Annotated in this window: 19 protein-coding genes; 10 read left to right on the top strand and 9 right to left on the bottom strand. The window is 47.0% G+C overall.

Translation table 11 applies throughout. The features are described 5' to 3' along the window. Positions 1–24 precede the first annotated feature (24 nt). Complete coding sequence (locus NC980_RS23045) at positions 25–921, bottom strand: SGNH/GDSL hydrolase family protein (protein ID WP_190375664.1); 897 nt, start codon at positions 919–921, stop codon at positions 25–27. 207 nt (positions 922–1,128) lie between these two features. Next, positions 1,129–1,746: an NYN domain-containing protein gene (locus NC980_RS23040; RefSeq protein WP_190375663.1), complete on the bottom strand. Its 618-nt coding sequence runs from the start codon at positions 1,744–1,746 to the stop codon at positions 1,129–1,131. Between the two features lie 408 nt (positions 1,747–2,154). Here NC980_RS23040 and NC980_RS23035 point away from each other — a divergent pair, with 408 nt between their 5' ends. After that, the gene (locus NC980_RS23035; protein ID WP_190375662.1) at positions 2,155–3,660 is read left to right on the top strand and encodes a site-2 protease family protein; all 1,506 of its coding nucleotides are present in this window, start codon (positions 2,155–2,157) and stop codon (positions 3,658–3,660) included. Positions 3,661–4,024: 364 nt separating this feature from the next. On the opposite strand, the gene NC980_RS23030 is transcribed toward NC980_RS23035, so the two are convergent. Genes NC980_RS23030 through NC980_RS23020 form a run of 3 tightly spaced genes read right to left on the bottom strand, consistent with a single transcriptional unit; the run spans position 4,025 to position 7,733 of the window. Continuing rightward, entirely contained in the window at positions 4,025–6,034 is a 2,010-nt protein-coding gene (locus NC980_RS23030) for an iron ABC transporter permease (RefSeq protein WP_190375661.1), read from the bottom strand. After that, on the bottom strand, positions 6,031–6,933 hold the full coding sequence (locus NC980_RS23025; protein WP_190375660.1) for an iron-siderophore ABC transporter substrate-binding protein: 903 nt from the start codon (positions 6,931–6,933) through the stop codon (positions 6,031–6,033). The genes NC980_RS23030 and NC980_RS23025 overlap by 4 nt, the downstream gene beginning before the upstream one ends. A gap of 11 nt (positions 6,934–6,944) precedes the next feature. Next, positions 6,945–7,733 carry an ABC transporter ATP-binding protein gene (locus NC980_RS23020; RefSeq protein ID WP_190375659.1) on the bottom strand — a complete coding sequence of 263 codons (789 nt, stop codon included), beginning with the start codon at positions 7,731–7,733 and terminating at the stop codon, positions 6,945–6,947. A 92-nt stretch (positions 7,734–7,825) separates the two neighbouring features. Between NC980_RS23020 and NC980_RS23015 the strand changes: the two genes are divergently transcribed. The 6 genes from NC980_RS23015 (at position 7,826) to NC980_RS22990 (ending at position 17,628) form a co-directional block, all read left to right on the top strand. Beyond that, positions 7,826–8,839, top strand: coding sequence for an AraC family transcriptional regulator (locus NC980_RS23015; protein ID WP_190375658.1), 1,014 nt, complete (start codon positions 7,826–7,828; stop codon positions 8,837–8,839). Between the two features lie 118 nt (positions 8,840–8,957). Further along, entirely contained in the window at positions 8,958–11,483 is a 2,526-nt protein-coding gene (locus tag NC980_RS23010) for a TonB-dependent receptor (protein WP_242026559.1), read from the top strand. A 221-nt stretch (positions 11,484–11,704) separates the two neighbouring features. Continuing rightward, a complete protein-coding gene (locus tag NC980_RS23005; RefSeq protein ID WP_190375657.1) occupies positions 11,705–12,679 on the top strand; it encodes an AraC family transcriptional regulator in 975 nt (324 codons plus the stop codon). A gap of 144 nt (positions 12,680–12,823) precedes the next feature. Beyond that, entirely contained in the window at positions 12,824–15,325 is a 2,502-nt protein-coding gene (locus tag NC980_RS23000; protein ID WP_190375656.1) for a TonB-dependent siderophore receptor, read from the top strand. 240 nt (positions 15,326–15,565) lie between these two features. Then, positions 15,566–16,354, top strand: coding sequence for an iron-siderophore ABC transporter substrate-binding protein (locus tag NC980_RS22995; protein WP_199298404.1), 789 nt, complete (start codon positions 15,566–15,568; stop codon positions 16,352–16,354). A gap of 23 nt (positions 16,355–16,377) precedes the next feature. Next, the gene (locus tag NC980_RS22990) at positions 16,378–17,628 is read left to right on the top strand and encodes an MFS transporter (protein ID WP_190375654.1); all 1,251 of its coding nucleotides are present in this window, start codon (positions 16,378–16,380) and stop codon (positions 17,626–17,628) included. 167 nt (positions 17,629–17,795) lie between these two features. On the opposite strand, the gene NC980_RS22985 is transcribed toward NC980_RS22990, so the two are convergent. After that, on the bottom strand, positions 17,796–19,313 hold the full coding sequence (locus NC980_RS22985; protein WP_190375653.1) for an energy transducer TonB: 1,518 nt from the start codon (positions 19,311–19,313) through the stop codon (positions 17,796–17,798). A gap of 309 nt (positions 19,314–19,622) precedes the next feature. Here NC980_RS22985 and NC980_RS22980 point away from each other — a divergent pair, with 309 nt between their 5' ends. The 3 genes from NC980_RS22980 to NC980_RS22970 are packed head-to-tail and all read left to right on the top strand — an operon-like array spanning position 19,623 to position 21,538. Beyond that, positions 19,623–20,273, top strand: coding sequence for a MotA/TolQ/ExbB proton channel family protein (locus NC980_RS22980; protein WP_190375652.1), 651 nt, complete (start codon positions 19,623–19,625; stop codon positions 20,271–20,273). A 20-nt stretch (positions 20,274–20,293) separates the two neighbouring features. Then, the gene (locus NC980_RS22975) at positions 20,294–20,695 is read left to right on the top strand and encodes a biopolymer transporter ExbD (RefSeq protein ID WP_190375651.1); all 402 of its coding nucleotides are present in this window, start codon (positions 20,294–20,296) and stop codon (positions 20,693–20,695) included. Positions 20,696–20,731: 36 nt separating this feature from the next. Then, entirely contained in the window at positions 20,732–21,538 is an 807-nt protein-coding gene (locus NC980_RS22970; RefSeq protein ID WP_190375650.1) for an ABC transporter ATP-binding protein, read from the top strand. Here NC980_RS22970 and fetB read toward each other — a convergent pair whose 3' ends face one another. From fetB to NC980_RS22955, 3 genes are read right to left on the bottom strand one after another with little or no spacing between them, the layout of a single operon-like run. Further along, entirely contained in the window at positions 21,539–22,345 is an 807-nt protein-coding gene (fetB, locus tag NC980_RS22965) for an iron export ABC transporter permease subunit FetB (protein WP_190375649.1), read from the bottom strand. It lies immediately after the preceding gene. Positions 22,346–22,381: 36 nt separating this feature from the next. Continuing rightward, positions 22,382–23,269, bottom strand: a complete 888-nt coding sequence (locus NC980_RS22960) for an Rpn family recombination-promoting nuclease/putative transposase (protein WP_190375648.1) — start codon at positions 23,267–23,269, stop codon at positions 22,382–22,384. Between the two features lie 50 nt (positions 23,270–23,319). Further along, positions 23,320–23,988, bottom strand: a complete 669-nt coding sequence (locus NC980_RS22955; RefSeq protein ID WP_199298403.1) for an ATP-binding cassette domain-containing protein — start codon at positions 23,986–23,988, stop codon at positions 23,320–23,322. Positions 23,989–24,257: the final 269 nt, after the last annotated feature.

The following is a 24,257-nucleotide window of genomic DNA, read 5'->3' as shown; positions in this document are numbered from 1 at the left end:
ATTTTGGCGCGATCGGATTTTGATTTAGCGTAGTCCGATCGCGTCCTGTACCTGTTCAAACGCTAGATTCCCTAGTACCTTATGAGCGGCAGTTGTGGGATGAATGCCATCCCAGAATAAAAAGCGATCGCAGTTTGCAGAAGAGCCGAGGCAAGCCGATGTAACATTCGTAAATCCGAACTGCTGCGGGTCTGTGATGGCGGTTTGGTAGATGTTAAACACATCGAGTTCTGCGATCGTTAAGTCAGGCTTTTGTAAGCGATCAAGCGTCGTTTTTAGGTCTTGATTGTACGTGATGGCGAAGTCGGTTAATTTGGCTGAAGTCTCAGTTGTGCGAGTTGCAGGAAGTTTCCCTAGATCCGGTAAGTTTGCCACTAAAAGCCGTTTTGCACCAATTTGTAAGAGAGATTGCAGCGATCGGTCGAGGTTTTTGATCGAAGTTATTGGCGTTTCGGTGCTGAAAAGGTAATCGTTTGAACCTGCCCAAATCACAAAGAGCGCTTGTGGATCGATCTCCGGCTGGGAGTGCACAAAGGTTTCAACTTGCGCCAGAACACCCGGAACACGGTTGAGACCGTTGATGCCTGTTGTCGCACCTCCCCAAGCGAAATTCTCTACGCGATCGTTCGGTAAGTTCAACTTCGCTGCTAGCTCCTCTACCCAGACCCGACCGTTTGAGTGTCGCCCCTGGAAATAAGGCGCGGCTGGTACCTGTCCGCCTGTTGCACGAAACACATTGCCAACATCGGAGAGACTATCTCCGAAGATATAAAGCTGATTGATGGGTTGAACGATATTGATGGGTTGAACGATATTGATGGGTTGCTGTAACTGAGGCGAGATTGTCATAACGATCGCTGCAATGATTGAAACAGCAATGAAAAACAGGATTGTTTTAGACAGTCGAAACGATCGCTTCATTTCTACTTACGCAACACCTTCTGAACATATAGAAAGGAGCTCCTATTCTGTAGAAACTCTTCTTAACAATATTTAAGAACTTGACTGAGGTAATCTCCCTTTGGACTAATGCAGGGTGCTTCGGCTTCTCATACAGTATAAAGGAACAATATGGGTCAGTAATCGGGGGTGTTGCAATGTAACACCCTTTTCTGTATCAAGTCTCTCTTAGGGAATAGAGTGGGCGCGGCTCTCAAGCTCATCGCGTTGAATCAGGCTCTTGATTTTTGCCAAATCTGTGTAGCGATCGACGACATTCACCAAACTATCGCTTGTCATGGTCTGCAAACTGACGACTTCAACCTGTACTCCTCGATAGGCAACCGTATTCACGGCATAAGTCAGATCACCATCTCCGCTAAGCAGGATCATTGTGTTGCAGTATCGTGCTAGTTCTAGCATATCGACTGCAATCTCTACATCTAAATTTGCGTGTCTCGTCCCATCTGCGTTGTGTATCAATTCTTTCGTGACCACTCGATAGCCGTGACGACGCATCCAAAGCAGAAAGCCTTGTTGTTTCTCGTTATGTGGATCAACACCTGTATAGAAATACGCTCGTAAGAGTCGCCGCCCCCCTACCAAATATCCTAAAAGTTTGGAGTAATCAATCTCCAAGCCAAGTTGCATCGCGGCGTAAAACAAGTTCGAGCCATCAATGAAAATCGCGACGCGATCGACCGTGGCTTCTCGCAAGGTCGCTGATTGATCGGGAAAATGCGGTTCGTAGGCAGCTTGATCAATAAGGGAAGCTGCCCGACGTTGTGGACGGGGTACAAGTTGCATTAGAAATTAAAGGGTAAGGGTGAGTTTATAAAAAGCCTGTTTCCGAGGAAATCTCAGTGGGAATCTCAATCTCAAGCCCAGTCAGTTTGGCTTCGACCGCGCCAGAAGTTCACGCTATAGAAGACTGTAGGCGGCTATATCTTGAGGTTGGTGAAAGACCGAGAAAATACAAGACTATTTTTAGGTTTTATCGCATTTTTCCATTTGAAAGCAGATTATTACGCGATCCGATACGATTTTTTATGATTGTTTTCTTTAATTCAGATCAGTTCTGATTGAGTGAGGTAGGGGTTCTTGTTTGGGCTAGAGAAAATCCGAGAATCTTCGATGCCGCGAGATCTAATAGAGTAGATCTTGTAGGACGTTTGGGTTTGTGCAAAGGTTTAGCACGATCGTTTGGGAGTTGAAATGTTTACTGCGCTCACAATTGTTGTCGCCTTGGGGATTTTGGCGTGGGGGTTTAACCGCGCTCGTCCCTACGGAAAAATCGGTATTCTGGCTTGGTTACAGTCGGTAGTGCTGATGGCTCCGTGGATTTTGTTCTTTGGCTTATTTGCTGCCGGAATTTATCTCAATCTGGCGGGAATGCTCCTGCTGTTTGTTGTGTCAACGGGAATTTATATCTGGATTGGACGACAGCTTCGTACCGAAGGACAAGAGTTATTAGCAAAACGGGCGGCGGCAAAAGTGGCGCCGCCTTCGGCAAACGCAAGCGTGACCGAGTCTGCTTTATCCAATGTTGAGGGGGCAACCGAAGCCACGCCAACTTCACCGAGTTCAGTCATTCCCCCGGTTGAGGCAGTTTCGATTCCCGAAGCCGATCTGCAAACGATTAAAAGCATTTTTGGCATCGATACGTTTTTCTTGACGGAAACCATTCCGTATCAAGATGGCGTAATTTTTCGCGGCAATCTGCGGGGTGAGCCAGAAGCGACGCTGGCAAAGCTGACTGAAAAGTTAACAGGACAGTTGGGCGATCGCTATCGGCTCTTTCTCATTGCCAACGAGGATGAGAAGCCCGTCGTCATCGCGCTGCCGAGCAAAAATGATCCAAAACCGCTCACAGTTACACAAACTCTGTTGGCGATCGTGTTGTTTGTAGCGACGATCGCGGCGAGTTTGGAAACTGGAGGAATCTTACTCGGATTTGATTTCTATAGTTCTCCGGAGCGGTATCTGGAAGTGTTGCCGTTTAGTTTAGGCATTTTGGGCGTTTTGCTGGCGCATGAGTTGGGTCATTGGATTGCGGCAAAGCGATATCAGGTTCGGTTAAATTTGCCGTTTTTCATTCCGACTTGGCAGATCGGCTCGTTTGGCGCAATCACGCGATTTGCTTCGCTATTGCCGAACCGGACGGCACTGTTTGATATTGCGGTGGCAGGGCCGATCGCAGGCGGATTAGTGGCGTTTGGGATGCTAATTGCAGGATTGCTGCTGTCGCATGAAGGCAGCGGGTTCAAAGTTCCAAGCCAGTTTTTTGAAGGCTCAATTCTGGTGGGGACTCTAGCGCGGGTGATTATGGGTGCTGCAATTCAGCAATCGATCGTCGAAGTCAATCCGCTGGTGGTTCTTGGTTGGATTGGTTTGGTGGTGACGGCGATTAATGTGATGCCTGCGGGACAGCTTGACGGCGGGCGAGTTGTACAGGCGATTTACGGACGTAAGACTGCAAGCTGGGCTACGGTAGCGACGATCGTCATTCTCGGTTTGGCTTCGCTAGTGAATCCGTTGGCGCTGTATTGGGCGATCGTGATTGTGGTGCTGCAACGCAATCCCGAACGTCCGAGCCTGAATGAATTGAGTGAGCCGGATGATGCGCGAGCTGCGATCGGGCTTTTGGTGTTGTTTTTGATGGTGACGATTCTGTTGCCGCTGACTCCGAGCCTTGCAGGTCGTTTGGGCATTGGCGGGTAAGCTACTTTCGACAATTTAACCCAGCTTCTAACAGGCGCGGCTTGATATTAGAATCAGGTCGCGCCTGTGCTTTATTCTGCAAACCGATTTCTGCCGGTAGTCAGAATGGTTGCATGATGTGGTCATTAGTCTGTTCATTAAGCGCTACGAGTTTGGGTTGCCGATTTAGCGATCGTTCCGCAGTCTAGACTATCACCACGAACTTGAAAGGAAAGCAGTCTTACAGGCTGGCGCGAACGAGTTGATTACAAAGCCCTCTTACTTTCAGGATTTATTAGCAACTGTCCAGTCTTTTCTCTAGTCATGTCCTCAAGTTTAGCTATTATTTGTCACATTTATTTTTTCTAAATCACCGCTTAGAAAGCTATTCGTCACGATTCTGCCAGAGTAACCAGAGAAAATAAGGCGTTCCGATCATTGCGGTGATCAGTCCAGATGGAATTTCTCTTGGTGCTAGAATGGTGCGTCCAATTGTATCTGCAATCACGACCAAAATTGCACCCAGTAAAGCAGATAAAGGGATGAGTTGACGGTGATAATTACCCACAAGCAGACGAGTTGCATGAGGTGCAATTAAGCCGACAAATCCCAGAGTCCCGACCGTTGCAACGGATGCTGCTGCCAGCATTACCGCGATCGACATCAGAACTAACCGAGCTTGTTGTAGTCGGACTCCCAGCAATTTTGGTAAATCGTCGCCCAGTGCCATCAGATCGAGCCAACGCGCTGTTAGCCATGCAATCGGTAACAAAACGACTGGAAATATAACTAACTGACCTAATTCATCCCAAGAACGAGCATAGGTACTACCCGAAAGCCAGACTAATGCTTGAGCTACTTGTAGTCTCGCACTGACGACTAATAGATTAATGCCAGCAGCACAAAAAGCAGAAATTGCGATGCCAATTAAGGCTAAGCGTCCGGGGGCAAATCCATCTTGCCAAGCGATCGCACAGACGATCGCAAAAGTCGTAAAGGCTCCGAGCATTGCTGCGATCGGAATCAACGATACAGGTGCATTGGGTATCAGGATTAAAACGAAGAGTGCGAACAATCCGGCTCCTGATGTGATGCCGATAATTTCAGGCCCCGCTAGTGGATTGCGAATCACACCTTGTAGAAGCAGTCCACTGACAGATAGTGATGCACCTGCTAACATTGCGACTAAAACACGGGACAATCGCAGGTCAAATAATACTTGCTGAGAAAACGCATTGCCTTCTAGTGCTTGGAGTACGTCCAATAAGCTGAAGCGAATTTGACCGAATGCAACGCCTGAGAAGAGAGCGAGTAGTAATAAACCGATCACGATCGTCATCAGTCCCCAATAAGGAAGATACAGCGATGATCCTGGTAAACTGCGGCTTTGCAAACTTCCAACCGAGTCATTCATCGCGCCGCCCTCTGAGGGTGAAGTTCGACGTGCCAGCCAGATTAAAAACGGCGCACCAATCAAAGCTGTTACACTCCCAGCCGCAAGTTCGCTCACATTCGTTGCAACTTGCTGTGCAACGACATCTGCACTGATTACGAGAACCGCTCCCCAAACTGCTGAGCCAGGTAGCAAAAATAGATGCTGTCGAACACCCATCAATCGCACAAGATGAGGTGCGACTAATCCCACAAAGCCTACTGCACCCACAACACTCACGACGATCGCAGCTAGGAATACCGCAACTACAACCCCAAAAAATCGCGCTGACTGTACTTTTACACCCAGCGATCGAGCTGTTTGATCCTCAAGCAGCAATACATCCCACAATCGAATGAACAGAATCGCGATCGCTGAACCCGCTAAGATTTGCGGCAATGCACTTCTAACCCCGCTCCAGTCGGTTTGAACTAAAGAACCTGCGCCCCACAGAAACAATCCAGCCGTTTCATTCTCATACACAAGCTGTAAGGTTGCTGTAAAGGCTGACAACATTAAGGAGACAGCGACTCCCGCTAAAACTAACCGAGTTGGGGTAACTCGAACACTGGTTGCGATCGCATATACCAGTCCCGCTGCAAGGAGTCCTCCAGCAAATGCAAAAAGTCCAGGCGCGATCGCAAATTGCTGAGGAACAAAAATTGCGCCTGCCACAACCGCAAAATAAGCACCGGAATTAACTCCTAATGTCGTTGGAGATGCAAGCGGATTGCGCGTAATCGTTTGCAGCAATGTTCCTGCAATGCCTAATGCAATTCCAGCTAGGACACCAATCAACGATCGAGGCAATAATAGATAGCGAATTAAGTTCTGTGCTTCACTGTTATCCGGTGAAAAAACTGCCCCAATCACAGTTTCAAAGCTTGAACTTGATTGTCCTTGAGTTAAGTGAACCCATAGCACTATGAGTAATAGGACAATTCCTGTAATCAATGATTTCATGGCTTCTTTGTTAGAGCTGCAATGACTCTTTCAACGATGACTTGCGCCGAGAGCGGGCCTCCAAACAGCCAAGTATCGCTTCCGAGCGAAGCCAGCCGATTCTCTCGAACAAATTCAAGTTCTTGCCAGATCGGATTGTTTTGAAGCTTCTTAAATTCTGCATCATTCTCAGGCGCAACATAGAGAAAATGTGCTTTTTGCACAGCAGGCAATGCTTCTAACCAAACAGTGTTAAAGCCATATCGATCGGGCTGGCCCTGCCAAGCATTTCTTAAGCTCATTTGGTTGAGAATTCTCATTGCCATTGAGTTATCTGTGAACAAACGCAATTGCGGCGTATTTCCTAGAAACTGTCCTAGTAAAATTGGGCGATCGGGAACTCTAGATAAACTCTTAGATGCTTGTGATAGTCGATCGCGCAATTGTGCTAAAACTTGCTCGCCTTGGCTGTGTTGATTGGTTAACTCAGCAATGGATAAAAAAGTCTGCTCCATTTCTTGAAACTGATCAAGCTGTCCTGGTTCGGGATAAGGATTATAGAGCTTTGTAGAGGCAATCTTGGATAGGTCTTGATAGATAGTTTCATGGCGGAGTTGAGTCCCAAAAATCATCTGAGGATTGAGACTTGCGATCGCTTCTAAGCTCGGTTCTTGTCGCGTTCCAACATCCGTTGTATTTGGATTTAACGCGGTTGGAATATTAACATACTGTTGATAGCCTCTGATGTCAGCAAGTCCTTTCGGTGCAATTCCAAGCGCCAATAGATTTTCTGCATAAACCCATTCCAGCGCAACAAAGCCTTGTCGATCAGATTGAGTTGATCGAGATTGACATCCCGTTGCGATCGCAACGGCACTAGCAGCTAGTAAAAAATTTCGCCGATTGTAACGATAGGTCATTGTTCTTATCCCTAAAATTCTTCTGCAACACTGTGCAAGCACATTGGCTTCCCGGTTTGAGGATGCGGCACAATCACTAACTCCGTTCCAAACGTCTCGCGCAAAATTTCAGTCTTCATCACTTGTTCGGAGCGTCCTTGAGCATACACCTGCCCTTGACGCAACAAAATTAACCAGTCGCTAAACATTGCCGCTTGATTAAGATCATGCAGAACCCACCCAACTGTCAGCCCCTGTTCGCGATTTAGCCGCCGCACCAACAATAAAATCTCCTGCTGATGGCGAATATCTAGATAAGTTGTTGGCTCATCGAGGAGTAGCACTTGAGTTTGTTGCGCGAGTGCCATTGCAATCCAAGCCCGCTGCCGCTCTCCGCCTGAAAGGGTATCAACCGATCGATATGCGAGTGGCTCTAATCCTGTGATTGTCAGTGCCCAGTCGATCGCGGTTTGATCCTGCGATGAAAGCGGTTTGAATAGTCCTTGATAGGGATAGCGTCCATAAGCAATCAATTCGCGAACTGTAATTCTGCTGGGCGCTTCCTGGGATTGTGGCAGAAAGGCTAATCGACGCGCCAAATCTTTTGTTTTGAGCTTAGCGATATCCCGCCCATCTAAACAAACAACGCCTTGAGTGGGAGAGAGCAAGCGGGAAATCGTTCGTAGAATCGTACTCTTTCCAGAGCCATTTGCCCCAATTAAGGCGGTCACGCCTCCCCGATGCAGTGCGATCGACAAATCAGGCACCACGATCGCATCCCCATAACTGATTTTGAGATGGTCAGTCTTGATCTCAGACAAAGCAGCTTCTCCAACCAACAGCGCTAGATAAAAACATTAGCTTAATGATAGGATTTTTCATTAATTCTACGACGTATTTTGCACCAGATTTTATGTCAAAGCCGATCGCTCAAACTGAATTTGACCAAATCTGGCAAGCAGCCTTGTCTCAAAATGAGATTTGGACGTGGCAAGGCAATCGAGGCTGGCGTAACCTTCCCTCTAAGTTAGGGCAAGGACAACGACAAATTACAACCCTGCGAGACGGGTTTCAGCTTTGGGTCGATGATGTAATTTACGATCGCCCAATTCATCTAGACTATTTGTACCAAATCCCCCAACTGACGCTGACCTTTTATCTGTCCGGCAATTTTCGCATCATCAATCCAGGATTACGACACGAAGAAGATCGTTCAGAAGTGTCTGGAGAAAGCTGCATTTGCTACCTACCAGAAATCCGCTCAATTGAATACTACGCTGAAAAACAATCCCTGCAACGAATGACACTTAGTATTGATGTAGAGTTCTTACGCGCCTACTCAGGATGGCAACAGATTCCCGATCGAATTCGCCAGCTAATCGATGGGCGCTCGGTTGAACCGTTTCATCAAACTCTAGGTATCCAATCAGCGCAACATCAACCAATTCTGCAACAAATTTTGGCTTGTCCGTATCGAGGCGCGATGCGACAGCTTTATTTAGAAAGCAAATCTTTGGAACTGCTGACACTCCAGTTTTGGCGCTGGGCACAGGACGAACAGCCTCCAGCAAAATTACCGCAGTGGAAGCCGCAAGATCTAGAAAAGCTCTATCACGCTCAAGAAATTCTCAGACGCTCTCTTGATAGACCGCAAGTCGATCAACGTCCTCCCTCGCTGCTTGAACTTGCGCGTCAGGTTGGCTTGAATGACTGCAAACTCAAACAAGGATTTCGCCAGGTCTTCGGTACAACTGTATTTGGCTATCTACGAACTTATCAAATGAAACAGGCGCAGCGATTGTTAATCGAGACGGATACAAGCATTACAGAGATTGCTTATGCCGTTGGGTACGGGAGTTTACCTGCGTTTAGCAATGCGTTTTATCGGCAGTTCGGTGTCAGTCCACGCGCATATCGGCAGCAATAATCGCATCTCCGTTTCGATTAAGTCGGCTCCTGATCGCGTAAGACTTTTGGACGGCATTGGTGTAGCCTTCAGATAGTAATAATTCTCAAGAAGCTTCGATTTAGGTGGATGGTGTGAGATGATGTGTCGGTTCTGGATTTATGTCAGTGCAGCGATCGTGGGAGTGATATGGCAAGCTGTTGCCGCAGCAGAAACTCCAGCAGTCCGCCATTTGCAAGAGGTTCAACAGTTTCCCAAAGCGGCAGAGTTACTGACTCAAGCTCCGCAACTTGCTCAGATTACAAATGTTCGTCTTAGTCCTACTTCTGATGGCGTGAATGTCATTCTAGAGACTGCGAACAATCAAACACTACCCCAACCGACGCTCACAGAGGAAAAAACAACACTCACGGCTGAATTTGCAGCGACACTTGCGCTTCCTCAAGGGGAATCGTTTCAAGCAAACAATCTGGCCAGCGGAATTCAATCAGTGATTGTACAAGCGATCGCACCCGATCGTGTTCAAGTCAGAATTATCGGAACAAACGAAGTTCCTTTTGCAGAGGTCACAACCAATCAATTAGGGCTTACCCTAGCCGTCACAGCGGAGATCGATGAAGAAGAAGTTGTTGTGACTGCCACTCGCACTCAGGAATCAAGTCAAGATGTGCCGCAATCAATTACGATTCTTAATCGAGAACAGCTACAGCAACAACTCGCGATCTCTCGCGATCTATCTGATGCACTGAGTAAATTAGTTCCTGGTTTAGCTTCTCCAAATGAACGGAACAATATCTTTGGTCAAACCCTGCGCGGGCGAAATGTAACGGTTTTAATTGATGGAGTTCCGCAATCGACGACTCCCAATGTCTTTCGCGATTTGAGAACGATCGACCCAGGAGCGATCGAACGAGTCGAAGTTCTACGCGGCCCAACTGCAATTTATGGAGATGGCGCAACCGGAGGAGTTGTGAACATTATCACGCGCACTCCTGCTGAAAATCCCCTCACCGCAACAACTGAAATTGGCGTAAATACCTCGCTGACAGGTTCCGAAGGCGCTTGGGGTCAAACGCTTCAGCAAACCTTTTCGGGCACACAAGATAAGCTAGGCTATGTTTTTAGTGTTTCATTAGCAAACATTGGGAGCTTTTTTGATGCACGGGGCGATCGTATTGCTCTCGATCCCACGGGACAGGGCGGCTTGTCAAATGCAGAAGCGATTAATCTATTCGGCAAGTTCGTTTACAAACCTGATGCAAATCAGCAGCTTGTTTTTTCTGCGAATCGATTTGATAATAGACAAGACCCAGGATTCACTAGCGATCCAATTGTAAATCGCCTCCCTGGTCGGCAGCGGGCGCGAGTATTAGAAGGGTTAGAACTCGATGATTTACCCGGCACTGCAAATTCACTATTCAATCTTGAATACACCAATCGCAATGTCTTTGGGAGTCGAGTGCGAGGACAAGTTTATTATCGGGATGTGCTGGCGCGATTTTTCCCCTTTGATGCCCGAAATACCGCTAGTCTAGGGCGTTTGATCTTTCAGTCACGAGTAGACTCTCAAAAGTTTGGAACTCGCTTCGACGTGGAAACGCCATTAACAAAAAATGGTGCAGTCAACTTGCTTTGGGGTTTAGACTTTACCAATGAAAATTCTGAACAGCCTGTGTCATTTTTCGATCCGGCTGCGTTTGATGCCAGTCGTGGGCAGGCGTTTCGCAAATTGGGCGATCGAATCTGGACTCCACCCCTAACCATCAACAATCTCGGCGTGTTTGGACAACTCGAAGCGAAGTTGAGCGATCGCTTAATTCTGCGGGGCGGTGTGCGGCATGAGCGGGCTGCTGTGAGTGTGGATGATTTTGTCACGATCGCAAACAACAGTGTTACAGGCGGAAAAGTTAACTATGATGCAACGCTGTTTAATGCTGGAGCCGTTTACAAGCTCACGCCGCAACTCAGCGCCTTTGCTAGTTTTTCTCAAGGCTTTTCACTAGCAGATATTGGACGAGTGTTGAGAGCCGCACCGAACAATTTTCAGTTTGAGCAAGTTCGACCCGAACCGCAAAAAGTGAATAACTATGAAATCGGTTTGCGCGGTGAGTGGCGAAATGTGCAGGCTTCGATTTCAGGGTTCTACAATACCTCTGATCTGGGAACAACCTTTGCTGCTAGCTTTGTTGATATTATTCGTGCGCCCGAACAAATCTATGGTGTAGAGGCAACATTAGATGTACAGCCTAGCAAAGCCTGGAATTTAGGATTTACTGCCAGCCTAGTGGAAGGGCGCATTGATGCAAACAATAATGGGAACTATGAAGATTTTCTCGATGGCTTCCGCATCCCGCCATTGAAACTCACTGCTTATGTTGAGAATGAAACACTTCCAGGTTGGCGAAATCGGCTGCAGCTACTCTATTCTGGAAGCCGCGATCGCTTTAACAATAGTTCTGCCTTTGGTCGGCAAGCGGTGAATGATTATTTGACCGTTGATTTTCTGACCAGCGTGAGAATCGGGAGCGGAACGTTGCAAGTCGCGATCGAGAATTTATTCAACGCAGACTATTTCCCAGTCGTTTCCCAACTACAAACCAGTGATGTGCAATATCTAGCAGGAAGAGGTCGATCGATCAGTGTGCGTTATCAATTTAATTGGTAAGGTCTTTCGGAAGTTGAACAGCAATTTCATCGGGTGATTCTCTAACAAAAATAGTTCAACTTCCCGTTACTGAATCGGCAGCTCCAATGGACGAAGTCTGTGCTTTATCTGAATGACGTGCGATCGCAATATTTGACAATTATTTGCATTTAGTTCTACACTAAAACGCAAAAATCATTCTGACTCTCTCAAAGCTGTAGACTTCACTGCAATTCCAATCTATGACGCTGTTCATTGCTGCCGATGATGTACCCCTCATTAGTCCGAGTACCCGCGAATTGCACCTTGACAACCCTGAATCTGGGAAGATTTATCGATGGGATAGTGATGTGTGTGATGGACTCAATCTTCTAATTGATGACTATCAACTAGGTGAACACCTGGTTTTAGAGTATCCAGCTTGTGATAACAGCATTAGTGAGCCTGAGTTAGAACTGAGTTTTTGTCTGATAGGAACGAATCGAGATGAAGGCGTTCGGGCAGGACAGAATTTTTTTAGTGCCTGCTGGAGCACTTTTGAGGGAGGGATGCGGCAGTGGCAGAAGGGCGATCGCATTTTCAAGTTTGACATTCATTTCAGTTCGGCATTCTTGCATCGCTTAGTTGAAGATGACTTCGGATTGCTTCCGGCTGACTTAGTAAAAGTCCTTCACCAACCAAGCGATCAAGAATTCTGTCAAATCGGTGAAACGAAATCTGTGATGCGATCTATCCTCCGGCAAATCTTGGAGTGTCCCTATCAGGGGGTGACTCGTAGGGTTTATTTAGAAGCCAAAGCAATTGAACTCATTGCGCTGCGTCTCGCAACTTTGGGTGAAGCGTTACAGCCAACGCCAACGCTTCAATTGAAATCCGATGAGATCGATCGAATTTACTGGGCTAGGGACATTCTGATTGAACACTTGAGCAATCCTCCTTCTTTACTAGCATTAGCGCGTCAAGTTGGGTTGAATGACCATAAGTTGAAAACAGGATTCCGCGCTTGTTTTGGCACAACGGTCTTTGGATATTTGCAGGTGGAGCGGATGGAATTGGCACGATCGCTGCTCATTGACTCTGCAATGAGAGTGAAAGACGTGGCTGAGGCAGTGGGCTATCGCAAGGCAAGCCAATTTGCAGAAGTGTTCAAACGTCAATTTGGGATCAGTCCTAAAGAGTATCAGCAGCAGTATGGAATCGTTAGCATGATTTGCTGATCCGGATTTGGGTAGAAAAATGATCCGGATTTGGGTCGTTTAGGCTTTGAGGATGAACCCATACTTCGGTATTTTATTGAGAGCAATTCCTGTTAAGCCAAGGTTGCGGCAGCATTGCTCTGATATGTTCTTGTGGTGTGAGTCATGAAGTTACAGTTGTTGGTGGTGGCTGTCTGGAGTAGCATTGTTTCGATTTTGATCACAACTCAGCTTGCTGGAGCAGAAGAGAAGAAGCCGGATTTTAAGCACGATCGACCTGCAACCAGTATGACTGAGTGGATAGCTCAAATCGAAGCGGCAATAGTACGGATCACTGCGGTAAGGTTAGAGCGCACTGGGACAGGGCTTGAGATTATTCTTGAAACTGCAGCAGGTAAGCCACTACAAATCGATACCACTCAGTTTCGCACAGAGAGCAATAGCCTAATTGCAGACATTCCTAATGCCATCCTGGCATTACCCGATGCACCAACCTTCAGAGCAGAAAATCCGACTGAAGAAATCGCGGCTGTCCAGGTTGTGCAGCAAGGCGAGAACCGCATTCGGATCAGGGTCGTTGGGAATAGCGCCTTACCTAAACAAGACGTGACCTTGAGAACGGGAAATTCTGTCTACAGCCTCAACCCAGAAGCGGAAGAACTTGATGAAGAAGTTGTGGTGACAGGGGAGCAGCAGCGAGGTTATCGTGTGCCCAATGCCACAACTGGAAGTAGAACGGATACTCCGATTCGGGATTTGCCGTTCTCTGTGCAAGTCGTTCCCCAAGAACTGCTGCGAGATCGTCAGGTACAAAGTGTCAACGAAGCCCTGCAAACGGTTGCTGGAGTGACACCGGACAATCCATCATACTCTGCGTTTGAAGGGTTCACAATTCGCGGTTTTACAGGGCGTAATATCATTCGCAATGGCTTACGGGATGATACCAATATCACCAACCGTGTTGCAGTTCCCAACATTGAACAAATTGAAGTATTAAAAGGCCCAGCAGGAGCGCTGTTTAGTCAAGGTGGTCCAGGCGGTACGGTGAACATTGTGACGAAAAAGCCGTTATCGTTCCCACGCTATACGATCGAGGGAACGATCGGAAATTTTGATACCTACGGCGGTTTTCTAGATTTCACAGGCCCGCTAAATGATTCTAAAACTGTGCTCTATCGTTTCATCGCGGGTGCTTCTACGACTGGAACGTTTATCAACTTCTTCGATCGCCGCAATTTTGTGATTGCTCCCAGTCTCAGTTGGCAAATCAGTCCAGCAACTAAACTCACCTTTGAGGGCGAATACACCATTTCTGAGCAACCGAATGCACGGGGATTACCTGCTAAGGGCACTGTTCTGCCTAATATCAATGGGCGACTGCCTCGGAACCGATTTATCGGGGAGCCGGGAGACGAGCTTGATCAAAACGATCGCTATTCTCTGCGCTTAGGTTATACCCTCGAACATCAACTGAGTGCAGATTGGCAATTGCGGAATGCCTTTCGAGCCACCTTTCAGCAAGTTCCGCAAAACTCTCTGTTTCCCTCGGCGCTACTCGACGATGAGCGCACTCTAGAGCGAGGTTTGTTTAGTACAAAGGACCAGTCTCAGGACAACTACATCCTCGATACTAATGTTGTTGGAACCTTTAGAACGGGTAGCGTTACTCACAAGTTGCTATTTGGGTTTGATCTTAACCGGGATGTGTATGGAGCGAGTAACCAACAGTTTGCTTTAGCACCGATCGATATCTTTAACCCAGTCTACAGACGACCACGAGGAGAACTGCTTGGAGAATTTCCCAGAGAACCCATTACTACAGATTCCCTCGGCATTTATCTACAAGACCAAATCGATCTATTACCCAATCTAAAACTATTGCTTGGCGGACGATTTGACATTGTGAGCCAAAAGATTGAATCCGTAGATGGATCGGAGTCTTCTCAGCAAGATGAGGCTTTCAGTCCACGGGTCGGCTTAGTGTATCAACCCACGGACTCACTTTCGTTGTATGCCAGCTATAGCCGCTCTTTTCTGCAAAGTGTTGGAACAGCGCTAGATAATGCCTTGTTCAAGCCGGAGCGTGGAACTCAGTATGAAGTAGGGATTAAAGCAGATTGGCTCGATCGTCGGTTGTCTACGACTCTAGCACTCTATCAAATTACTCGTTCTAACGTCTTGACGGCTGACCCTGCTGATCCAAATTTTTCAATACAAACTGGAGAGCAGAGAAGTCGGGGGGTTGAACTGGATATCACAGGTGAAATCGTACCTGGCTGGAAGGTTGCCGCCGGATACGCTTACACCGATGCCCGGATCACTGCTGACAATACCTTTTCAGTTGGTAATCGCATCAACAACGTCCCAGAACACGCTTTAAGTTTATGGACAACCTATGAAATTCAAACGGGTTCTCTCAAAGGGTTAGGCTTCGGGCTTGGTATCTTTTACGTGGGGCAGCGCCAAGGTGATCTAGATAATTCGTTTGAAGTTCCTAGCTACACTCGCACTGATGCTGCTTTGTTCTATCGTCGAGATAACTATCGGATTGGATTGAACATCGAGAATTTGTTTGATGTCAGCTACTTCGAGATAGCAGAAAGTCCATTGCGCGTGTATTACGGCGCTCCTTTCACTGTAAGAGGTACAATTTCCTGGACATTTTAAGGATTGTTTGAAACCATTTTGAAGCCATACGGCATAACAATGATTCATAGATTCTGGTGGCAACGCATCAAACTATTTCTAGTAGGAACCCTGATTATCACTTTGATTCAGAGTTGTAATGTGTTGCTGAGTCAACCCTTGCAGCCTCAAACATCAGAGGCTGCCTTCTCGGACTGTCGAATCGTTCAGCATCAATTGGGAAAGAGTTGCATTCCACTGAATCCACAGCGAGTGATCGCAATGGATCAAGACAGTTTAGAGATTTTAGTGGCGTTGGGTTTAGAGCCGATCGCGACAACAAGAGCGAATCGAACTGGGCGTAAAACACCGATTCTGAACGATATGATCGACACGATTATCGATCTAGGAAAAGAGGGACAACCGAACCTTGAAAAAATAGTGCAGCTAAACCCCGACCTGATCGTCGGGATGTATATGGAGCCTCAGAATTATGAAGTGTTCTCAGGAATTGCACCGACTGTTTCAATGGATTTTAGTCACGCTGAGTGGAAAAGGGTACTACGGCAATTTGGCGAAGTTTTGAATAAAAAACAGGAGGTTGAAAGACTCTTAAATGCTTATCAACAAAGAATACAAGACTTAAGATCTGTTATGGAGCAGAAACTTGGTGATACTAAAGTTTCTATTATGCGATTTTACACAACGCTTGAGTTTACCCAGTTTCTAAACCATGTCTCTTTTCCTGGAAGCGTGATTGAAGAACTGAAGGTAGTTTCTATTCCTGCGATTCAGCGTCAACTGAAAGGAACAGATGAGACTTATGTGAATGTCAGTTTAGAGCGTGTAGATTGGCTTGATGCTGATGTAATCTTTGTCGCACTCGATCCAGGAGCTGAAAAGAACTTCCAAATTTACACAGATAGCCCTTTATGGCAAACATTAAAGGCAGTAAAAAATCAGCGCGTCTATATTGTTGATTCAGGTTATTGGGTTTTTGGAAATGTGCTTTCAGCGAATGCAATTCTTGACGATGTATCTAAGCATTTAATCCCAAGGCAGAACACATAGAACGGCTGATTGAACCTATCAAAATGCGTACTTTTATTATTTTCTGGTTTGGTCAGCTTGTCTCGACGATCGGCACCTACATGACTGGGTTTGCTCTCGAACTTTGGACATGGGAAACAACAGGTTCTGCAACTCCACTCGCATTGATCGGGTTCTTTTTCCAAGTGCCCCGGATTGTTATCAACTTGGTTTCGGGTGTGATTGTTGATCGCTTTAACCGAAAATATCTCATGCTGCTGGGAGATACGATCGCGGTCTTCTCTAGCCTGATCCTACTTCTACTATCGCTCACTCACACGCTACAACTTTGGCATCTGTATCTCACAACGGTCATTGTCAGTATTTTCAGCCAGCTACAAGAACTCTCGTACTCCGCATCAATTAGCTTACTGGTGCCAGCACAGCAGTATACTCGTGTCAGTAGCATGGGTTCCGCGTTGCACTATGGCTCATTGATTATTGCACCCGCGATCGCAGCAACTCTTTATCCAATAATTGGCTTGAACGGCATTTTGGGAATTGATTGCTTTACATTTCTAATCGCGATCGCAACTCTGCTACCCCGTCGAATTCCTCAACCTGAAATTTCCGAGTCCTCAACCCAGCTTTTACGCAATTTAATCGTGGGCTTCCGTCTTTTGTTTACGCATCCTTCCCTGCGAAGCTTATTGTTACTGACGTTGCCATTTGGGTTTGTGCATGATCTGGGTGAAGCCCTTTATACTCCAATGGTTTTAGCAAGAACTAATGGCAGCGCAACTGTGCTAGGAAAAATTGGACTTGCAGCAGGCCTTGGTGGAGTAACGGGTGCGATCGCAGTCAGTCTTTGGGGAGGATTCAGGCAGCCTATTCGAGGCGTACTGCTCAGTATGATTGGCGCAGGATTGAGCAAGATGACAGTCGGATTGGGGCGAGTTCCCCAAGTTTGGCTTCCGGCGCAGTTCTGCTCGTCTTGTAACTTTCCATTGATGGAGAGTTCTGAAACTGCGATCTGGATGACCAATGTTAAGCCGGAAGCCCAAGGCAGAGTGTTTGCAGCAAATTCATTGTTAGGGCAATGTTTGTCTGCGATCGCATCTCTAATTGCAGGGCCATTAGGCGATCAGATTGTTGAACCTGCAATAATCTCTTCGACAGGGTTAGTTCGATGGATTTTTGGTGCAAGTCCCGGAGCCGGATTTGCTTTAATTTATACAAGTTGCTCGTTGAGTATGATTGAGATCGGGCTTTGTGGCTATTTTTCTAACGTTTATGTTGCTAACGAAGATACTTAATTCACATCCTCTAAATCGACCATCACAAAGATAACATCACCAGTAGCAGCAAATTGCTCATTAGAAATTTCGGCGTTGCTGAGTAGAAGAATGATTTAGGCGGTTGCAGCCCTCACCCTAGCCCTCTCCCACGGAGAGAGGGCCAGGGTGAGGGCAAGTTCATGCTCTTACGGATTAGAAGGAGCGGCGTCTGCGGGTGCAGGCTCTGGTGAAGGTTCAACAGGAGCAGGTGCAGGCTCCACAGGTGTAGGTTCCACAGGTGTAGGTTCTGCTGGGGGTTCAACAGGAGCAGGTTCGACCGGTGCGGGTGCAGGCTCTGGTGGAGGTTCAACAGGAGCAGGTGCAGGCTCCACAGGTGTAGGTGCAGCCGATGGAGATGCCGCAGGGGTTTCGGGTGCAGGAGCCGTTGTTGGACTGGGTTGAACAGGTTCCGTAGCGGATGCAGGCGGACGCTCTTGCTCGGCTTGACGCTGTATCCGTTCCCGCTCCAAACGTTCTTGCTCCGCAATCTGGGCTTCTCGTTCCGCACGTTGAGCAGCTTCTTGCCGACGACGCTCGTCATTCTGACGCTGAAAGCTTGATCCCTCTTGTTCAGAAGTCACACGAATGCGTTGTCCTTGGAAACCCGATTCGGACGCTTCAAATCGTCGCCGTTTCAGTACTTCTTCAGCTTTGCGATCGATCTCCGGGTTGCCGCTCGATCTCCGCAATCGAAGATTTGTCACATTGCCATCTTTGTCTACATCATACTCAAAGCGAGCCGTCCCTTCTGCCCCCAAGTATTCATCAAGATTACAGTTCTCCTTACACCGAGGTCGCTTTCTCCGACTTTGAGCAGGTCGATCACCCTCTTCTCTGGGAGGGGCTTGTCGAATGGCGACAGGTTGCGGTGATGGGTTAGATTGCGGTTTGCCTTGCTGTCCTGCTCCAGTCCCATTTCCAGTTCCATTCCCGTTGCCGTTGCCAATTCCGTTTCCACTACCTTGATTGCCTATGCCATTTCCGGTTCCATTTCCCGAACCATTTCCAGTTCCGTTCCCAGTTCCAGTGCTGGTCCCGCTTGTCGAACTACTGTTTGCTTGATTTGCGTTTGAATTGGTTACAGCGTTTTGACCTTCTGGCTTTCCGCTAGCTTGCGTCGATGGACTGGAAGAAATAGTTGGACTTGGAGAGGATGTCGGAGAAGGGCTAGGACTAGGAGAAGGGCTAGGACTAGGAGAAGGGCTAGGACTAGGAGAAGCACTAGGACTAGGAGAAGGGCTAGGACTAGGAGCTGGAAGGGGACGATCGTTTTCAACGACTTCGGGTTCTTCAACCGGAGTTGGCTCAACGATCGATTCGGGGACAGGCTCAGGAATCGCCTGGGCAACCTCTACAGAGTTGGGGGGAGGAGCGCTTGGTTCTGGATTGAACAGCGCAAACTGCTCAGAGCCACCACCGCTTCCTCCTGCATCTTGAGCCGTAGACTCAGCATTGTCGGGTTCTTCCTGTGCTTGATCTTCGGCAACAATTTCAATTTCGTCCTCCGCGATCGCAACCTCTGCCCCAGGCTTCCAAATCAATGCGAGCAAGGGGATCAAAAGAAGATGCGCGACGATCGCGCCAGTGAAGCTGAGGGGCAAAAACCGCTTCAGTCGTGTTGCTTCTTTCTGACGTTGTTCTGCAACTTCTGGAGCAAAATTCATAATTTATTGACAGCTAATTGCATCAGGGGATTCCATTCACTCAGGCTAATACTCGAGATGGCATCTGTCAATTGCTAATTTTCATAGTTTGGGAAGAAGCTCGATGCTGAAAATATTGAGTATAAACCTAACGTTTTAGCACTTTTTAGTGTGTAGCTTTAAGTTCAGCTCTTGAAAAGCACTTGACAATCATTTTCATTAGCTTTACGCTGACATCTGATATGAGTTTGGGTTTCTGTTTCTTCAGTCGGAAACCTCGGTACGATCGATTGCTAAAAATTTTCGTGAACTTGGGTTGGAGTTGTAGTGATGAGTGATGTGATTAACCTTTTGAAAGCAGGTGGAGTGGTGATGATTCCACTGCTGCTATTTTCTGTAACCGCGATCGGATTAATCATTGAGCGATCGCGCTACTGGGGTCGCATCATCAAACGTCAGCCCAAGATGATGCAGCGCACATTGATGTTGTATCAGGAAAACGACGTGGCAGGCGCGATCGATACTCTGAAGAAAAACATTGATCTCCCTGCGGGTCGCATTTTGCTATCTGCTTTGTTGCTCGATCGTCCCACACCTGAACAGTTTCGATTGGCAATGCAGGCGGAGGCGCAGGCTGAAACTCCTGGTATGAAACGATTTACGAATCTGTTCGACATGATTGTTGGATTGTCGCCTTTGTTTGGATTGTTGGGAACGGTGACTGGATTGATCGTATCGTTTGCGTCTTTGAATCTTGGAAATGTCGGAGGCAGTCAAACTGCTGGTGTTACAGGCGGGATCAGTGAAGCGCTTGTTTCGACTGCTTCAGGATTAGTCGTTGCAATTTTTAACTTCTTTGCGGTTGGTATCTTTCGAGGTTTTTTCACTCGCCAAACCGCTTTGATTCAAGAATATGCAAATCGTTTCGAGCTAATCTATAGCCGTCGTTACGAAGACGGTCGGATTTCACAACATCACTAATTATTTGCGCTCAAATCACTATGCTGTTTTCTGAAGATAACGATGTTCCAGCACAGATTAACATTGTTCCAATGATTGATGTTGTGTTTGCGTTACTAACATTTTTCATTATTTCTACATTGTTTCTGACTCGCTCTGAAGGTTTGCCTGTAAACTTACCTCGTGCAGCAACTTCTAAAAGTCAGCAACAGACGAGAATTGCGGTGAGCGTTAAGCCTAGCGGAGAACTGGCGCTGAACAAGCGATCGGTTCAGTTGTCTGAACTGCAAGCTGGAGTGAGAACACTCATGCAAGCCAATCAGCAAGCAGTTGTTGTAATTAATGCCGACGAGAAGGTAGAACATGGTCAGATTGTGTCGGTGATGGATGAAATTCGCAAGATTGAAGGAGTCAAGATGGCGATCGCTACGAAGAAGAAATAGAAAAATTCACCACAATTTTGAACCAATCAATCTTTTATGTCTTTACCCGCAACGCTCGCAACTCGAAATCTCACCCTTGCTTACGATGGAACAGTTATTGTTAAGGATCTAACTCTAGCAATTCCCACAGGCAAAATCACCGCCTTAGTGGGTGCAAACGGATGCGGGAAATCTACGCTTCTGCGAGGGCTAGCAAGACTATTAAAGCCTGTGAATGGAGCAGTTTATTTAGATAGCAAATCGATCTTCGGGCGATCGACCAAAGAAGTTGCTCAACAATTAGGACTGTTACCTCAAAATCCGATCGCACCTGAAGGACTGACGGTTAAAGATTTAGTAGCTCAGGGACGCTATCCTTACCAAAACTGGCTGCAACAATGGTCTATTCAGGACGAAAAGATTGTACAACAGGCACTAGAAACAACAGATCTCGTGGGGTTTAGCGATCGCGCTCTAGACACACTTTCGGGTGGGCAGCGACAACGCGCTTGGATTGCGATGGCACTCGCGCAAGATACGGATATTTTATTACTGGATGAACCTACTACCTTTCTGGATCTTGCTCATCAAATTGAAGTGTTAGATTTGCTATACAATCTGAATCAGCAGCAAGGAAGAACAATCGTTATGGTGCTGCATGACCTGAATCAAGCTTGTCGGTATGCAGATTATCTAGTTGCAGTCAAAGAAGGGAGAATCTTTGCAGCAGGCGATCCTAAGACTGTGATGACCGAGGAACTCGCTCAATCTGTGTTCAATCTAGAGTGTCGGATTTTTGCAGATCCGATTTCAGGAACACCACTGTGTATTCCTATCAGTCAGAAAGCAAAGGCGCGATCGTAGTTAGGCTTTTTCTCTGAGATGCAATCGATCAAGTCTTAGTTGATGTTGTACGTTAAAGAGCGATCGAAATCCAAGTAAGACAATTCCAATCGTCGCGAGTCCAGTTCCGGCTGCGATCGCAAAAATCAACACAATCTGATAGCGTACTGCATCAGTTGGATTTGCGCCTGCAATAATCTGCCCGGTCATCGTTCCGGGTAAGCTTACGGTTCCCATCACCATCATTTGATTGATTGTAGGAATCATCCCGGTTCTTAATGCTTCTTGAATTGTTTGCTGTGCAGCCTCCCATCGAGTCGCACCTAACGCTAACAAAGCTTCAATTTGATCTCGTCGAATAATCAGATCTTCAGTGAAGCGATCGAGTGCAAGGGATGCCCCGGTTAGTGCATTGCCCAGGATCATGCCTAATATTGGGATCACATACTGTGGGTTATACCAAGGCTCAACTCTAATGATCCCAACTACAATCACGCCAATCATCAAGGCTGAGGAGGCAAAGATTGAGATGAAGCAATTCCAAAAGATTCCCCGATAGCGACGTTTAGTTCTTGCGATCGCAGATTGTCCCGCCAGAATCGTCATCATTAAAGTTACAGCTAATACGAGCCAGGGCGACTGTAAAGTAAAAATCCACTTGAGAACGTAGCCAATCAGCAAAAGTTGAACCGTCATCCGAACTGCCCCAATCCACAACTGCTTCTCTAGTCGCAGTTGTAGCGCGATTGACAAAACAACATTAATCACAATGAGTAAGGCTGCGATCGCGAGCTGTCCATTATTAATAGGAACATAAGAAGTCGTCATAGCAGTTCAGGTAAGCAGTTCTCGTTGCAGTTAGGCTTATGCTTGAAGTTCTCTTAACCAGTCTTCTAAGTCAGCCACGGATGAAAAGTCAAGTAAAGCTTCACTGAGGTCTTCAAGCAACGGCAACGGTAAGGCTGCAATCTGCGATCGTAGTTCTTCAGAAAAGTCCTGCCCAAACCGCCGAGTTAGCTGTCGAGTAATCAGGGCGATCGCCTCTTGCCCGCGCACCTCTTCCCGTCCTTCTTCCCGTCCTTCTTCCCGTCCTTCTTCCTTAGCTTCCCGAATTGCTCTTGGCTCTTTGGTTAAATCTAATCCCAACATAGCTCTAATCTCCGATCTACTTAAGTTCGTAAATTTATACACTAGAATTGAGGTCACAATATCTATTATGTCTCGTCTTTCCGTTGCCGTGAAGTCCTCCATCTCTGCCCGTGCAATCAGACCTCTCGCCACTTCTGGCGCTTCATCTTCTTTCAAGATTGTTAATACGAGTGCGCCCACAGTTACAGGTAAGGATCTCACATCGCCCAATTCATCCAAAAACACTCGATACACTTGATCCCCGCTTAACAGAGAACGATGCGGATACAGCTTACTTTGTTCTGTTGCGCGAGTCGGATAGATAATCACTGCTTGCCAATCTGAGAACTGAGCGCTATTCCTGTAGAAGTACAATGCCGATTCGCTAAACAACCGTTCGTACAGTTCATCGTCTTTCTGCATTTGCACCTCACAGAAATAGACGGTTCCAGGCTCTCCGGTTTCAGGCGGCAAAAACACACCGTCAATCTCAAACTTTGGCTCCTTAACGGCGACTGATTCAAATCGATAATCAGCCGCATTGTTGGGCTTATTCCCAATCAGATCAAAGAGCAAGTCGGGAGAACGTTGAAAGAGCTTGTAAAACAGCGGATCGCGTCGCATTACATTGTGCGAAAAACAATAAGGTCAAGTGTACTGTAAATATACCGCTGCTACAAACGATCGAGCCTCAATCCGCGATCGGTCATTCGGCTTAGTTGCTCTGGATCATGACTTGTCCAGAAATACGATCGCATTGGGTCTTCCTGTTGCCAAAATTGTACAAGCTGCTCGAATTGTTGCTCAGTCTGTGCATCGAGGGAAGCGGTCGGTTCATCAAATAACAACACAGTCGGAGAACACAGTAAAGCACGTAGAAAAGCTGCAATCTGAGATTCTCCACCTGAAAGGGCATGAATGGGGCGGTTGAGAAAATCTGCGGATCGTCCTAAGCTCGATAGATACTTCAGGATGCGATCGCGCTCAAGAGGATAGGGTTTCAGAGATCGGTGCACTGACATTTTATAGATTGCTTGTAAGTTCTGTTCGACTGTTCCTTCTAGTAATGCGGGGCGTTGATGTAGGTAAAGAACTTGAGTGCGATAGCGAGGAATAAACCAATCAGACAAGTTCTTACCTTGAAATAAGATACTTCCGGCTTGAATTGGATCAAGGGCTGCGATCGCTCTTAGTAACAATGTCTTTCCGGTTCGTAACAATGTCTTTCCGGTTCCGGCGGCACCCGCGATCGCGCACCTTTCTCCTGGATGCAACTCGAAATTAAGATGCTTCCAAATCCACTTCTCTTCAACTTGTCGCCCTAAATTTTGAAGAACTAACAAACGAGCTTCTATCGACACGCTAGCTTTAACTATACAAAACATCGCGTCCAAAAATGAACGGAAGTAGAACTATTCTTGATCGTCCATAGAGTATAGCCCTCTCTAAATACGATCGCGCTTTACAACCCAGTCCACGATCTCACTTAGCTCGAATGATATAGCGGTCGCCTGTAAGTTTGCGGCAGCGATAGTTTTGAGATTAAGCGGTTGCATCTTTGAGCACTGCTTCCATTGCATCGCGCAATGAGGGAGCTTTATCTAAGCACCTG

The organism is Leptolyngbya sp. AS-A5 (assembly GCF_039962495.1).
Taxonomy (GTDB): domain Bacteria; phylum Cyanobacteriota; class Cyanobacteriia; order Leptolyngbyales; family Leptolyngbyaceae; genus Leptolyngbya.
Note: the sequence above shows the minus strand (reverse complement) of the source record. Positions and strands in the feature narration are given on the sequence as shown.